This is a genomic window from Lachnoanaerobaculum sanguinis (genome assembly GCF_033242365.1).
GTDB lineage: Bacteria > Bacillota > Clostridia > Lachnospirales > Lachnospiraceae > Lachnoanaerobaculum > Lachnoanaerobaculum sanguinis.
The window spans coordinates 196,458-212,336 of the sequence record NZ_BTHK01000003.1; the positions used below are offsets into that span (position 1 = coordinate 196,458).

At 36.7% G+C, this 15,879-nt stretch carries 7 protein-coding genes; all 7 read right to left on the bottom strand.

All coding sequences use genetic code 11. The features are described from left to right. Positions 1–42: 42 nt before the first annotated feature. The 7 genes from SBH76_RS03350 to SBH76_RS03380 all read right to left on the bottom strand — a co-directional run bounded on the left by SBH76_RS03350 (position 43) and on the right by SBH76_RS03380 (position 15,286). Entirely contained in the window at positions 43–6,165 is a 6,123-nt protein-coding gene (locus SBH76_RS03350) for a MucBP domain-containing protein (protein WP_317976772.1), read from the bottom strand. A 157-nt stretch (positions 6,166–6,322) separates the two neighbouring features. Beyond that, positions 6,323–8,545 (bottom strand): DEAD/DEAH box helicase, encoded by a 2,223-nt coding sequence (locus SBH76_RS03355; RefSeq protein WP_317976773.1) that lies wholly within the window; start codon positions 8,543–8,545, stop codon positions 6,323–6,325. Beyond that, on the bottom strand, positions 8,542–9,870 hold the full coding sequence (locus tag SBH76_RS03360; protein ID WP_317976774.1) for an ATP-binding protein: 1,329 nt from the start codon (positions 9,868–9,870) through the stop codon (positions 8,542–8,544). The genes SBH76_RS03355 and SBH76_RS03360 overlap by 4 nt, the downstream gene beginning before the upstream one ends. Continuing rightward, positions 9,863–11,770: a TerB N-terminal domain-containing protein gene (locus tag SBH76_RS03365; RefSeq protein ID WP_317976775.1), complete on the bottom strand. Its 1,908-nt coding sequence runs from the start codon at positions 11,768–11,770 to the stop codon at positions 9,863–9,865. The genes SBH76_RS03360 and SBH76_RS03365 overlap by 8 nt, the downstream gene beginning before the upstream one ends. An 88-nt stretch (positions 11,771–11,858) precedes the next feature. Beyond that, entirely contained in the window at positions 11,859–12,287 is a 429-nt protein-coding gene (locus SBH76_RS03370) for a 3'-5' exonuclease (RefSeq protein WP_317976776.1), read from the bottom strand. 163 nt (positions 12,288–12,450) lie between these two features. Beyond that, positions 12,451–13,686 (bottom strand): OmpA family protein, encoded by a 1,236-nt coding sequence (locus tag SBH76_RS03375; RefSeq protein WP_315085128.1) that lies wholly within the window; start codon positions 13,684–13,686, stop codon positions 12,451–12,453. 706 nt (positions 13,687–14,392) lie between these two features. Further along, positions 14,393–15,286 (bottom strand): Rpn family recombination-promoting nuclease/putative transposase, encoded by an 894-nt coding sequence (locus SBH76_RS03380; protein ID WP_317976777.1) that lies wholly within the window; start codon positions 15,284–15,286, stop codon positions 14,393–14,395. Positions 15,287–15,879 lie beyond the last annotated feature (593 nt).

Genomic DNA, 15,879 nt, shown 5'->3' on the forward strand with positions numbered 1-15,879 from the left:
CACTCTTTAAAGTGAAAGTTTATCTCTTTGTTTATATAGGTCTTACCTTGTTTCTTTTTTCTTTTTCACAATTACAATTGTTGCAATAAGTGAACTCATCAAGATAAACATATACTTACTGATATCCATAGTATCTGCTGTCTTTGGAACAGGTAGAGCTTCTCTTTGTGCCGGGATCATAGGTACCTTCTCAGGTTCCTTGATTGTAGGGGTTATCTCCTGCTTTTCAACAGTTGTATTTATGGCATCCTTATTTGTAACTGTATTTACAGTTCTTGCCTTCACAAGTCTGTCAGATGATCCGCCACCTGAACCGCCTCTGCTGATATTTGAAGGTGTTGCTATAGACGGTGTTGCTATCGGTCTGATAGTAATATCCCTGTTTCTGTCATTAGGAATTAGTATCTGACTCGGTGTAGCTATTCTTGAAGGAGTCGGTGTTGTAGATGTACCCGGTGTTATTGTACTTGGTGTTACAGGTGTAACAGGAGTTAACGGTCCCGGTATAATTACCTGGCTTGGGTCCTTTTGGTATATATAAGTAACCTCAGTTTGTCCTGTTGTGAATATTCCCGTAGCACGTCCTTGTACAAGGTACAAGTGATATCCTGATATATCTTTTTGTGTTGTTGAGTAAGGAAGTCCAAGACTTCTTGTTCCGTCCAGTACTTCATCACTCTCTATCGGTAACCCTGCAGTATTTACGTAATGGGCAATTACATCTCCTGCATCTTTTCTTCTATAAACATAGGTTACAGTTTGGGTTCCGCTTATAAATGTTCCGTTTGCATTTGCCGGTGTTATAATCAGGTCAAAATTATCAAATGACTTTGCACTCGATGTATATGACAATCCGAGTTTTTCACTACCGTCAAGTATTTCAGGTGTCTCAAGCGGTACATTTCCGTTCTCATCTATATGCTCAACAATAACATTTCCTGCATCCTGACGTTTATAGATATAGTCTACCGTAATCGGTGCTACTGTAAATAGTCCGTTTGCATTTGACGGTACTGTTATCAAATCATAATATTGAATAGTCTTTGGCGATGTAGTGTAGGGCAATCCTACATTGTCTGTTCCTGTAATTATATCTGTACTTTCAATATTGTTTCCATGATTATCAAGATAATTTATTGTCACTCCGCCTGAAATTTTTCTCTTGTAGAGATAAGTTACAGTCTGGGCTCCGCTTGCAAATGTTCCGTTTGCATTTGACGGTACTGTATCTATCTCAAAATCGGCATAAGACTCAGGATTTGTTGTATATGGTAATCCAAGTTTCCTTGTACCGTCCATTACATTAGGTGCTGTCAAATCGCTTCCGTCATATACAGACTTATGATATACTGTTACATTTCCTGCATCATTTCTTCTGTAAACATAGGTAACAGTCTGTGTACCTGTTACAAAAGTTCCTGTTGCATTTGTAGGCACTGTTATAAGTATAAAATTCGGTATATTCTTTGCAGTTGTTGTATATGGTAATCCAAGCTTTCCTACTCCCGATAATATATCGGAATTATCAATCTCATTACCTTCATCATCTACATATCTGACTGTAACATCTCCTGCATCATCTCTTCTGTATTCGTATGTGATAGTACGTACTCCATTTGCCGGATACACTCCTGTATGATCTGCAGGTGTTGCATTTACTACAGTATAATTTGCTATAGTTACCGGTGCGGTAGTATAAGTGAGTCCTGACTTTCCTGTTCCCGGTAAGTTTTGATCTGCCGCAAGTGATGTGGTTGTTCCCGCTTCATAGTGATGAACCAGTACATCTCCTGCATCATTTCTTGTGTAATAGTATGTAACAACTGTATTTCCGGTTGCAGGATATACTCCTGTATGGTTTACAGGCGTTGCATTTACCACTGTGAAATCTGCAAGATTTGCTGCCGCTGTAGTATAGGTAAGTCCTGACTTTCCTACACCGCTTAAAGTTTCATCAGGAGCAACCTCATTTGTTGTTCCGTTCTCATAGTGATGTACAATTACATTTCCAACATCATTTCTCTTATATTCATAAGTTACTGTTTGTATTCCTGTTGTATATACACCGTTTTTATTTGCAGGCTGTGCCACTAAAGTAAAGTCAGGTATATTATGCTCATTTGTAGTATATGCCAAACCAAGCTTTCCTGCTCCCGGAAGTGTCATATCCGGTACCAACTGATTTGTTGTTCCCTGCTCATAGTGATGCACTATAACATTTCCACCGTCATCTCTCTTATATTCATAAGTAACAACTTTGGTAGTACCGGCTGCAGGATATGTTCCGGTATTGTCTGTAGGTGTTGCATTAACTACAGTATAATTTGCTATAATCTCAGGGGTCGTAGTATAGGTAAGTCCCGACTTTCCTGCACCACTCAATGTATTCGGCGCATGAAGCTGTGTTCCGCTACCCTGCTCAACATATTTTACTATAACATCTCCCACATCTTTTCTCTTGTACTCATAAGTTACTACCTTGGTAGTCCCGTGTGCAGGATATGTTCCTGTATGATCTGTAGGTGTAGGATTTACAACTTCATAGTCTGTTATTGTAGCCGGAGTTGTATTATAAGTTGCTCCTGCCATTCCCACTCCGCTAAGATTCTCATCTGCTGCAAGTGAGTTGCCGGTTCCCTGCTCATAGTGATGTACTATAACATCTCCCATGTCTTTTTTCTTATATACAAGTATTACAACATTCTCACCCGGAGATAATGTACCTGTGAGAGGCTTTGATGTGGCATGTAATTCTACATACTCATAATTTCCTGTATTTGAAGGATCTGCCGGCACTGTCACATTATATGTAGCCATAAATGTATGTGTAGTAACGACATCCGCTACTGCAGTACCTGCATTATCTGTCAAAGGAGCTCCTGTCTGATCCTGATACTTTACTCTAAGTGTTGAATCTACGGCCTTTAATGCCGCATTTGCGGTTCTGTTATTTGCTTCAGGTGTAAGATTTACCGTATACTTAAATACATTTCCACCTCCAAATGTCTCATCAGTGAAATCATTTCCTATTACTGTAGATGATGACGGCACTGCCACATTTGATAATGTATCGCCTGTAGAAGGTGTAATTCTTATTGTATAGTTTCCCCTTGCACTGATATTATCAAACGAATAATTTCCGTCTGTATCCGTATTTGCAGTAGCGAGTACATTTCCTCCTGCATCATAGAGTTTTATCTCCCTTGATGCTGCAACTATATCTCCGTCAGCTGTATTATATGTTCCGTTTGACGGATTCATATCATAATAAACTTTTCCCTTAATACTGTATTTTGCAGGGACTATAGTATTTGCTACAGCCTCAAATGCTCCGCCGGTATTATTTCCCGGGAATCCGGCAAATGAGTTGTTTGCCTTATCTGCCTGTGTCAAATCAGTACTGTCAGGTACTTTAACCTTAAAATGTAATGTATCTGTTTGACCGCTTGCCAATGTATATCCCGGTCTCATGGTGATCTTGATCATCTTTACCTGCGACCAATCTGCTACCGTACTCACCCAGTTTGCAGCATAGTTTGCAGCTATATTTCCATTTACAGGCGTATCTGTGCTGTATTGATAAATATAATTCGGATTTGCATCCAACGGTCCCGTCATCTTTACGCTGAATGTAGAACCTCTATCATCATATGTAACACCGTCACTGTTTGGCGCTATCGCTTTATCACCTGAATATGGTAATATATCAAGGAATGTAAATCCACCCTCGGCTCTTTGAGAGTTATTGTAAATATTAAGCTGATAATCAACTTCCTGATTTGAATCAGCTGTTGTAACAGATGAATACAAAGTCGCATCCGCTCTCTTTGATCTCTTGGTTAAAATAAGCTCACGTGGCGGTGAGTACTTAAATTTTGTTGCCATGTAGGCAAATCTCTCTGTAGTATTTCCGTCATTATCAACATCCAGACGGTCAATATCCTTACCTGCAACAGGGTGATTTGTAGCTGTTTCATTATTACTCCAGTTTACTATACTTGAGATAGTATGATCTCCGCCATCAAGGTTCCTTGTTACGGTAAAATCTGTACTAAATTCCAATCTGGAAATTGCGCTTGAATCTGTATAGTTCGGTAGCTTCAATCCGCTTATACTATGTACATAGGCAGTCTTGCCTGTACCTTTGTAGTTTTGAATGGTTGTATAGGTATCCGGTAATGTTGTTGAGCTTACTACCCATCCGCTTGGAGCGTCTCCACCCCATGTATAATATGAATAGCTTGAACTGTTATACTTAAGTCCCGGATCTGCCAAAACAGTATAAGTCAAATTTTCAAGATCCCACTTACTTCCCAAATTTCCTATATAATCAAGCGTACTGTAGTGGCGTACATTTTGATTAATATAGTTTAAACCTGCATCCCTCGGTGCATTTTCAGGATAATCGGCTCTTCTTAGGCTTGCCCATTCCTTTGACCATGTTGTTTGTACACCATTTTGTGTTTTAGTACTTGTTCCGTTATCACCTATACCGCTTGAATTATTTTTGGTTGTAGTAGCTCCTGTAGACGGCATTGTACTCAATGTGTTTTTAACGGTATTATATGAATTCTCCGTTAACTTGAATGAATATTTTATAGATACACCTTCACCATAACTTGACCATGGACTTGTGGTTGTCGGAGCCATAAATTTTATCGGTGTATCAAAAACAAATTCAAGTTTTGTATAATGCTTTGGAGTCGGCAATGTTATTTCTGTTTCTGTCGAAGTAATGGCAACATTAGTTGCAATCACTTCCGTTGTTCCTCCGGGCAATGTACCTATAAGCTTGTTATGCTGCATATTTGCAATTTGTGTTGCATCAAATACAGGTAAATTTTCTTCAGCTCCGGCCGCATTTTTTACCCTAATATTTCTACCGTCATGACGTATTGCATACTTAACAAGTTCCAGACCTTCAACAGGCTCGTCAACTATTTTATCAACAGTATGATTGTATGCTCCGTATGTTACAAGCTGATTCGGGATACCCCCTGAATACTCCCATCCTGTTGAAAGATAGTATGAATGCAAGCTTTCTTCTCTTGTACTTAATATATGATTTTCATATCCACTCTTATAAAATACAAAACCGTCATCTCTTGGTGGTGTTCCCGGATATGAATAAAATGAATCTACAATTTTTGATTTTATAAGCGAAGCCGGATCCAAAGACCCGTCGTCATTTACAAACTGCCATGTTACCGGAAACTCAACTTTAGCAGCTGTTGCGTAGCTTGTCCCAACCGGCTGGTTATTATATCTCATGGTGAAACTACTGTAATCAGAATATGACGTTACCAACTCATCTTTGGTGATTGTCTGATTTGCCGCATTATACGTCCACTTTTCATTTCCCTGTATGGAAGTATCCCAAATAGTGTTCGCAGGTAATTGAACTGTAATCCTGGTTTTTCTTCTATCAAAGCCCTTTGATTTTATATCACCGCCAAGAGTAGTTCCCGGCGCAGGCCATTCAACTCTGTATGAATCCACTCTGATATATGTCTTGGTATCATTTGACAGTACTGTATTCGATTGCAAATCTGATGATCCCTGCAAATAGCTTCTTGTGTTTGTATCGAGTATTGCATTTTTAGTACCGATAGGGTAAGTATATGCCACAAAATTATTATGGGTTGTCGCCAACAATGTTCCGTCAGCTTTGTAAAACTCTATCGGTATATTGTAAGTTTCTCCGTTCACTAAACCGTTTGCTTTTAAAGTTGCCTTAAACGGTATAGTAATCATCGCAGATCCGGCATTAATATATTTAATTTTCATTATATAATAATCGCCCTGCTGAGTTACGCTTTTTGCATCGCCTCCTGTAGGCATGTTTATATAATCTGATATATCACTTGTTGATGGCCAAGCAAATATAGATTTATCCAAATATATAAGCGAATATGCACCGGGGTAGCTTGTGCTAACCGATGATACCACCGTATTGGCATAAAAAGGTACCTGTTCTCCGACATAGTACTTTGTAGTTGGTGTAGCTATGCTGGTATCATAAGTGACATTTGTTGTTATATCCGGATTGTTTTTCACCGGTGGTGGTGTCGCAGCAGCCCAGGCTGCCAGACATTGTGTAAATGTGCCTATGATCATATTAATGATCAACAAAAAAGCATAAATCTTTTTCTTTGAGTTTTTCATATGCAATTTTTCCTTTCACTCTATTTGAGTTCATAATAGCACATTTACAAAATATTTAAAAGAAGTTTTAATAAATAAGCAGAATTTTTAACAACATTTCATACTAAATTAGTAAACTTTCCGAATTAACTTTCACAAAATCAAACCGTTTTCTATCTCAGATTAATTTATCCTTCCAACCTATTACACGCTCTCTCATTCCCTCTATATCCAGTACTCCATAAGCAAAACCCTTTATTACAAGCTCTTCCGGTACAAATTCATCATATTTTTCAAATACAGGTACTTCCTTATCATAAACTAAAGACATGGGGTCTATTTCCTCGGCTGCTTTTTCACTTACTGTCTTATAGAATTCTTTTTCACCTACATTCATAGTAAATTGTATAAAATACGGTCTTGAAGGATTTAAACCTTTAAGACCAAGTTCTTTTGCGCAATGTACCTTTAAAAATCTCTCAAGTGCCAAAAATGCATAGCTTCCAAGCCATGGAAATAAAGCCCACATATTCCCACCAAGATGTATAAGCGGCTTATTTGACAACTCAGCCTTTTTAAAGCAATCTCTGGCTTGTGCCAGTCTGCCTCTACCATGACTCATCAAGTACATATATGTATCTGATGAGCTGAGTACGTCTTTCATTTTCTCCAGTACATGAGTATGTATATCTCCCGGCACGTCTCCAAAATAAGCCGGAATATTTCCCTTTACCAAGCTTACATATATATCTCTTCTTTTATGATCTACTTCCTCCACAATCCACACTCTGCCTGCAATTGCAACCTTACCTCCTCTTTCCGGCGGTCTCACAACAGTTCCAAGTTCTTGTGACTCTGTTCGTACGGAATATTCTATATTCTCCTGAAAAACAGCATAAAATTTATAGTTATTTACCACTCTTTCACCGGAAATCCCCACTATAAGTCCACCGTTTTCAGTCCTGTTTATATGATCTGTTTTCAGCAAATGAAGCAATAAAAGCCTAAAATCATCCTGACTTATTCTTCTGAAGGCCGACAGACTAAGGACTCTGCTTGCCAGATCGGCAGGTGTCATTTCTCCCATTGAAGCCAATGTGCTCATTGTTTGATGGTAGAGCAAACTGTATGGAAGCCTGTCAAGTCTTGGAGGCTCCACAAATTTTTCTTCCACATATAGCTGTACCAAAGCTATTCCCTGTATAAGATACCATGGTATCATCTCAGGCATCATTGCCCTGGGCTCAGGATGATCCTCCCTCATAACAAACCACATTTCCGAAGGTGCCCCTCTCCTTCCGGTTCTTCCGAGTCTTTGTAAAAATCCTGATACGGTAAAAGGAGCATCTATTTGAAATGCTCTCTCAAGTCTTCCGATATCAATTCCCAATTCAAGTGTCGCAGTAGCACATATAGATATCAAGGAATCGTCATCCTTCATCTCCTCTTCCGCACTCTCTCTATATGATGCGGAGAGATTGCCGTGATGTATTAAAAACCTGTCGGATTCATGATTTGCTTCACAGTATTGTCTAAGCTGTTGGCATACAATCTCACATTCTTCTCTTGAGTTTGTAAATACGAGGCACTTTTTTGCCTTTGTATGTTCAAATATATATGCAAGTCCCGGATTTGCACCTTTCGGCACGTATCCGGTATTTATCTCCTTTGCTGTATCCTCATAACAGACAGCTTGCGGCTCTGTATTGAAGAAATGTTCCATTGATAATCTCCAGGTTTCCTTGCCTCTGTCAAACTCAGGTATCAATGTTTTTCTCTTGCTTCCGGATGAAAGAAAATCACCGGCAAGCCTCGGATTTCCTATAGTGGCGGAAAGCCCCACTCTTCTCGGATTACATCCTGCCATCTTACAAAGCCTTTCTATAAGGCAAAATGTCTGTAAACCTCTGTCGGCTCTAAGCAAAGAGTGTATTTCATCAATCACTATAAATCTTAGATCATGAAAAAGAGATGATATTTCCATATGCTTATTTATCATCAATGATTCCAATGATTCAGGTGTTATCTGTAAAATACCCGAAGGTCTTTTTAACAGTTTCCTCTTACCTGTCTGAGTCACATCGCCATGCCATCTTGTCACCTTAATATTCGCTTCTTCGCATATAAAATTCAGCCTTAAAAACTGGTCATTTATAAGAGCTTTTAGTGGTGCTATATAAAGTACTCCTACACTACTTGAAGGATTTTCCTCAAGCAAAGTCAATATCGGAAAGAATGCCGCCTCTGTTTTTCCCGAAGCTGTAGATGCTGTTAAAAGAAGATTTTCATCCGTATTGAATAAAACATCTGCAGCGGCATTTTGCACACCTCTAAGCATCTGCCATCCCGAATTATAAATATATTCCCTTATAAAGGGGGCATATCTTTCATATGTGTTCATAATGTAAACTCCACAAAATTTTCATCGGTATTATCTGATACCGCCTCCGACTTCGCAAAAGAGAAATCGGAAGATTCCAAAAGTTCATTTATTTTCAAATCCGGATTTTGATATATAAGATCCAAAAGCTCAATAAAATCCCTTATCACTTCTCTTGGAGTAATGTTTTCTGCTGCTCCTATTCTGGAATACTCAAGTTTTATAAAATCACCCAACTCTATATCACTTAGTTTCCTATTATAGCCATAGAGTCCGGCATGCATATCTGAGAGCTTTTCACATAATACAAGCATCTCCTCCGGAGTCAGTGCTTCAAGCCTTATCACAGGCGAGAGCAGATCTCTCATACCGGGCTTTGAAAATTTGCCTTCCGAGAGTCTTGAACGAAGAGCCTCATAGCTGTATATTCCCCTTCTCTTATCTTCCAATGTCTGTGGCGTTGCACCCATTATAATTCCGAGATATTTTGCCTTACCCTGCAATGTGTCATTATACATTGTAAGCATCTTTTCATAATTATATTGTCTGGTAACAGCATTAGGTATCTTATATATATTTACAAGTTCATCTACCATAACCATCATTCCGCTATAGCCCGCAAGTCTGAAAAACATAGCAAACAACTTTAAATACTCATACCAGTCCTCATCTGTGATAATTATATTGACTCCAAGCGCTTCCTTTGCATCTGTCTTTCTGCTGTATTCACCTCTAAACCAACGAACAATTTTCATCTTTGTTTCATCATCCCCGTCTATATAGGCATGATAGTATTTAGACAGTAGTGAGCCGAACTCAAATCCATGAACCATCTCTGAAAGTCCTGCTATTACAGTGTATATTTTCTTATCCACCTCATCTAAAAGTTCTTTGCTTCCCGGTAATACCCCATTTGTTTCTATACAATCAGTCTGAATATTATTTATCCATCTGTCTAAAAGTAATGTTATTGCTCCACCTTCAGGCTTTGTTTTTGTAGACAAATTTCCTATAAGCTCTCTATATGTCGCAAGTCCCTGTCCTTTAGTTCCCTGCAGTCTTCTTTCCGGCGATAGATCCGCATCCGCTACTATAAAGCCCTTATCCATCACATAATTTCTTATAGTCTGTAATAAAAAGCTCTTTCCGCTACCGTATTTACCTACAATAAATCTAAATGAAGCACCACCTTCTGCCACTATATCCACATCATGCAGCAATGCCTCTATCTCGTTTTTTCTGCCGACTGTAATATATGGCAAACCTGTTCTTGGAACCACACCTCCCTTAAGTGAATTAATCAATGTTTGAGCAATTCTCTTAGGTACCTTTTTATCTTCATTCATATATCTCTCCTATGATATTCAAAATATCCTCTCTATAATCCTCTACCAAATATATTTCATCGCCTTCACATTCCAATATATTGTCACCTATATCTTCAAAGAAAGTCTCATTTATATTGTCGGTAATAATTGATGTAAACAGATTATTTGACTTTATCAGACTTTTATAATCCTTTCCTGCAATAATAAACTTTAGGATCTTTAAATTTATATTATCTGATATTTCCGGCGGTTTATCAAAATCTAAGTTTTCTGATTTACTCTGATTACCGTCATTATATTTTATAGAATTCTTTTCGATAGTATTTTGTATATCAGCCTTTTCAACTATATCTGTATTTATCACCTGAGAATGTATACAATCTTCATCTACAAGCAAACTTGTCTTTGTAATTTCCGCATCGTTTCGAATCTTTTTTAATGCCGAAAAGTCTATATTTATCAGGTTTCTTTCATTGTGTTTTATTTCCTTAAGAGCTTCGTTAAATGCAGCTGCAATAATGGTGGCAATCCTGGTATCTTCCATACTTGGTTTCAAATAATATCCAAGCTTAAATTCATCTCTGATCAATCTGTCAATTTCATGAACTATAGATGCAAGTTTCTTCTTATCAAAATATGCCCTTATATAAGATTTTTCCTTCCACCTGCCTGCTTTACAATGATACGACCTCACTCCGTTTACTATATAGTCTGCATCTTCCTCTGTTTTATCATTCAAATAAACCGCATTTAATAACGGATATATGCTTCTGTTTTGCATCCTTCCAAAGCAATGTGTAAATATACTTTTGCCGTCAATATTTCCGCTCTTTAATATATATTTCCACACATAGGCATATATAATTATACTTTTCTCTCTTTCCTTTTTAATACTTACGGAATTTAAAAATCTCTTACCGGCAAAAAAACATATGGCATCAAATATTTCTATATCATCATAATCTCCGGATTTTTTCAAAATTTCAAGTGCATGATCTCTGTCTAATATCTCTTTATCAATATATTTTTTTACCTCATCCACCGGAAAGCCTTTAACAAGCGAATACTCAAAATACCATCTATGTAAATTCCTTTTTATCTGTGTATTATCTTCTAAAAAACCGCCTTCTATAAATTTTTCTTCAAATTCTTTAAGTTTGTTCAAACTCTCAACAGATGAAGAACTGCCTATACCGCAAAGAAGCTCATAGATATATAAGTATATAAAGGATGTAAATGTTCTGTTATATACGCCATTCCTCAATTCGGTTCTCCATGTGAAATAAGTTCTCAATTGTTTATCACTCAAATCATGGTATGTAGTAAAATAACCCGAAATATCACATACCTGCCCATGATAATCATCCTCATAATCTTCCATAAACTTGGCCTGCCTATAGAAGTTTTTAGCTCTTAATTGTCCGGAATAATCATCATATCTATACAGTTTTCTCATTTCAGTGATTTTCTCCGGGATATACTCCTTTTTCTTTAGAAAATCACTCCCTTTTGCAAATGGTAAAGGCGTATCCGTATATACAGTATTACTTTTACCGGTATCCGATAAAGCTGTGTCTTTAGACGGATTGCCTTGCAATATCGCATTATCAAATAATTCAAATATATAATCTTTGTCCGTTTTATCATTAAATGATATGCCTATCCAGCTGCTACCATGCATACGCAAAGGATCAACTATATACTCTTTCATCCTGTCAAATAAACTTGCTTCATATTTCAAATCACAATGTTCCATCCATCTTCCGGTATCGGAATTCCACTCCTTTATAAGAAGCGCAATCATCTTTCCCGTTAAAGGATGGCACAGTCTTGACATAGTTAAAGAGCTATCCCATCTGTCGGACTCTTCAATATTATGTTTTTCTTTTATATAATCTAACAGCTCCTTTAATTCCATTTATCCATCCTTCTTTAATCACAAAAAGGTCTGAATCCTCTTACAAGAAAACTTGTATCAGGTTTCAGACCTGTAGGCATCACTAATATTATGCAACAGCAAAACTTGACAAATCAAACAGACTGCCTAGAGATGTTCCAAAATCTGTAGGCCTCATAGCTTCCGCTATCTTACTTAGTGTATTATCAAACAGTTCACGATCTTTAAAAATATGGAAAAGCTTTGCTGTATTTCTTGCATCATCTACACAAAGACACCGGTTTGAAAACATCTTTATTGCCTCGTCAAATTTAGGTGCATTTATAACCATATCGTAGGTAATTCCTGTCAGATCCCTCACTATTGATGTAATTCTTGTATTGTACTCAGGTTTTACATAGGTTCTGAATGATGATATCTCCTGAAAGTTTTCATCCAACATTATAGCACCTATTTCAATAGTCTCCATAGTACATCCAAGATTTCTATGCTCTTTTCCAACTTTGTTCATTTCCAAATCAACTACGATATACTTCATAACAGCCTCCCAAATATTTTATACTTATATAATATATAAAATGCTGTACTATAAAAATGCCTTGTAAAGGTGATCTTAATGTTTTAACCGATACTTATAATACTATATTTATAATCTTTGAACAAGAAAATAAGGCATATGGTCTAACCATACGCCTCAAACTTTACAGTACCGGAATAATAATTTCTACACGTCGATTCAACTGTTTTCCTTCAGCTGTCTCATTTGTTGCCACCGGTCTGCTTTCTCCATATCCGTTTGTAGTAATATTGGCAGTAACACCTGCAGATTGTAAATAGCTCTTTACAGAATTTGCACGATTCTCTGACAGTGTCTGGTTATGTGCATCATCCGCATCGGAGTCGGTATGTCCGTCTATTTCAAAATCGGTTATATTTGCCTCTATTAAAATCTTTGCAAGATTGTTCAGAGTTTCCTCCGCATCAGGTCTGATATTATATTTGTCAACATCAAACAACACTCCCGAATCCAGAGTAATCATTATACTATTGGCCTCTATTGCAGGCACTGCAGGAACCGCACTGAGTAAAGGCAGTTTATATGAGAAAACCAACGGCTTTGCATCAACTTCCTTCTCTTTACCCTTAAATGTGATAACAGCTTTTCCCTTACCGTCATTTTCTATTCCGAGACCTGTTTTCTTATTCTTATAACTTCCCGATCCGTCACCGTTTACTTCAATATCCATATTTTGATCTCTGTATATTACATACTGAGTATCTACAGATATACTTAAATTGGTTTCCGACTTGGTATACAAACCTGTTCCGTCTGCATCTACCATCAAATGTATACCATATCTGTCATCTGAATAATTTCCGGATCCGTCTGCTTCCACTTGCAATGTAATTCCTTTATTAGAATCCAAGTATTGTCCCGATCCGTCGGTTTCTCTTTGTATAGTAATTCCTTTTTCACTGTCAATGTATTGTCCGGAACCGTCTCCTTCGGTCTGAACCGTAGTATTTCCGTCCGCATACTGTCCGGACCCGTTTTCACCCACCTGCACCGAGGTTGTACCTCTTATAATCTGATCATTTTCAACTTTAACAGGTGTTACTGTAATACCTGGCACTGATGAAAGGCTTTTTGTAGCGTCCATCTTTATTTTTGCATCAGCATTTTCATCTATACCAAGTGGAGGCAATACTACAACCGGAACCTCAGGAATCTCTCCAAGTGCATACCCCGGGACTTTTAATTCATCCTCATTCACCTTACTCTCAGCTTTTGTAGTCTCTGCAGTAGTTTCTTCCTTTGATGATTCAACTACAGCACTGCTGCTCTCTTTGCTTTCTGTCTTATCGGCTCCTTTTCCACATCCGGCAGCTAAAACACTGACAGCTAAGACACTTGCCAAAATAATTGATTTTTTCATAGACAAACCTCCATATCAATTTGAATTTTAGTTTTAAACTTTAAAGATATTTAGATATTTATTATCACAGTTCAAACCGATTTTCTTAACACTGTAATTGTACAATGTTTCATTTGCAAAATGAACTTACAATTTTTATAGTACGTCTTAATAATTTGATAATAATTCAAGATTTTAAAAGTAAAAATGAGTTGAAAATCAACCCATCAAAGTATTTATTCATATATTTATATAAATTTAATTTCCGCCAAACAGCAATACATTTACTTTCAGAAGAATTAAATATAGCCGGGTATGATGCCCTTAATATTAAATACCCGGCTATGTATGGAAAATAGTCGGTGCACCGACATGTCATGATGTTTAGAACTTTGTAGAATTTTAGAAAATACAGATTAGAAAGCTGGCTTTCTATAAGAAAAAAGATATCAAACCAAACATCATGTAAAAGGTTTGATAGTTTCATTATACAAACTATCACCATATTGGCAATACCTGATACCACGTTCCGTTGTATTCCGATTAATTTTAGCGTATTAAATAAATTTATTTCTTAAAACTGTGCATATATACAATTTTCTTATGGTAATATTGCCATAAAAACAGTTGTTATTTTTTATATTACATCATTTAAATTTAATATTTAAACTTCTATTATGCAAAAACCGCGTACCGAGTCGGTATCGCGATTTTTTGTTCAATATATTTACTTTCCGTAATCCCTTAAAAGATTGTACTTTTTTAAAAGCTCATTGCGATATTTCTTATCCGTATTGGCTTTTATTATCTTGTCCAGATCGCCTTCCTTAGCAAGTATCGTATTTAACCTGCTTATTAAATCGGCACCTTCTTCCCTACCTTTTTCTATTCCTTTTTCTATCCCTCTTGCCTCAACTATATCCAATACTTCGCACATATTCACAACCTCCTTCGTATTTGCTTCGTCTATGATCTCCTCAAACCTTTTATCTCCTGTCATTGCAGACATAAGCATCAGTAATTCCTCTATATGACCTATTGACCTCTTATCTGCAACATAATTCTTATTTACCCGCATTTGATACAAATAATCTGCAAGTATCCAAAAGTCACTTGTAAAAGAATCTATTATTTCTCTGTCCAGATATGCTATCTCAAATAAATTAATTTTATAATCATTTACATATGGCTTAAGCTCTTCATCCATATCTAAAACCCCGAATAGATTCTTCGGGTATGTCCATTTTTTATCATAACCAAGATATAATACCAAGGTAATTACAGGGTATTTGCTTTCACCATTACATTCTTTTCTGACCTGTCTTGTATACTCCAATCCGTCATATCCCATTACTCTTAGCGGCATAAATTTATCCGGATTTGTCTGATTTTCTATTCCTAAAAGTGCTATATTTATCTGACTGTCTTTCCAATATTTTGCAACATCTCTGTCTTGAAACCTGACTCTTCCGTCTATTTTTAATGCACTGTCTGTAACGGCATCAAAAAGTGTTTCTTCCTCTACCACTTTCTTTCCGCCAAACAACAATACATTTACTATATCCGAAAAAACATCATTGTGTCTTTCAAGCATCTTTTGAGTTATATCTTTTTCTTGCATATCTGCTCCTTTATTATATCAGAGAATTATTTTTGATTCCATTGTCTTTAGAAGTTTTCAGAATTGATTTCAGAAGTATTAAATATAGCCGGGTATAATGCCCCTACTATCAAATACCCGGCTATGTATGGAAAATAGTCGGTGCACCGACATGTCATGATGTTTAGAACTTTGTAGAATTTTTAGAATACACAGATTAGAAAGTTTACTTTCTATAAGAAAAAAGATATCAAACCAAACATCATGTAAAAAGTTTGATGCTTTCATTATACAAACTATCACTATTTTGGCAATACCTGATACCACGTTTCGTTGTATTTTGATTAATTTTAGCACATTAAACAATTTTATCTCATAAAACTGTGCATATAGACAATTTTCTTATGGTCATATTGCCATAAAAAACACACTGAATTTTTATAGCTCATCATACAAATTTAATATTTAAATACCATTATAAAAAGGGACTGTCGGGAAATAAGTAATTTTACTTCCCGCAGAACAAAATAGAAATATCCTGACAAATACAAGGCATTTCGGCTTTGTAACTTTGTCAGGATATTTTACTTTTCTATAATACTGTCTATTTTTGG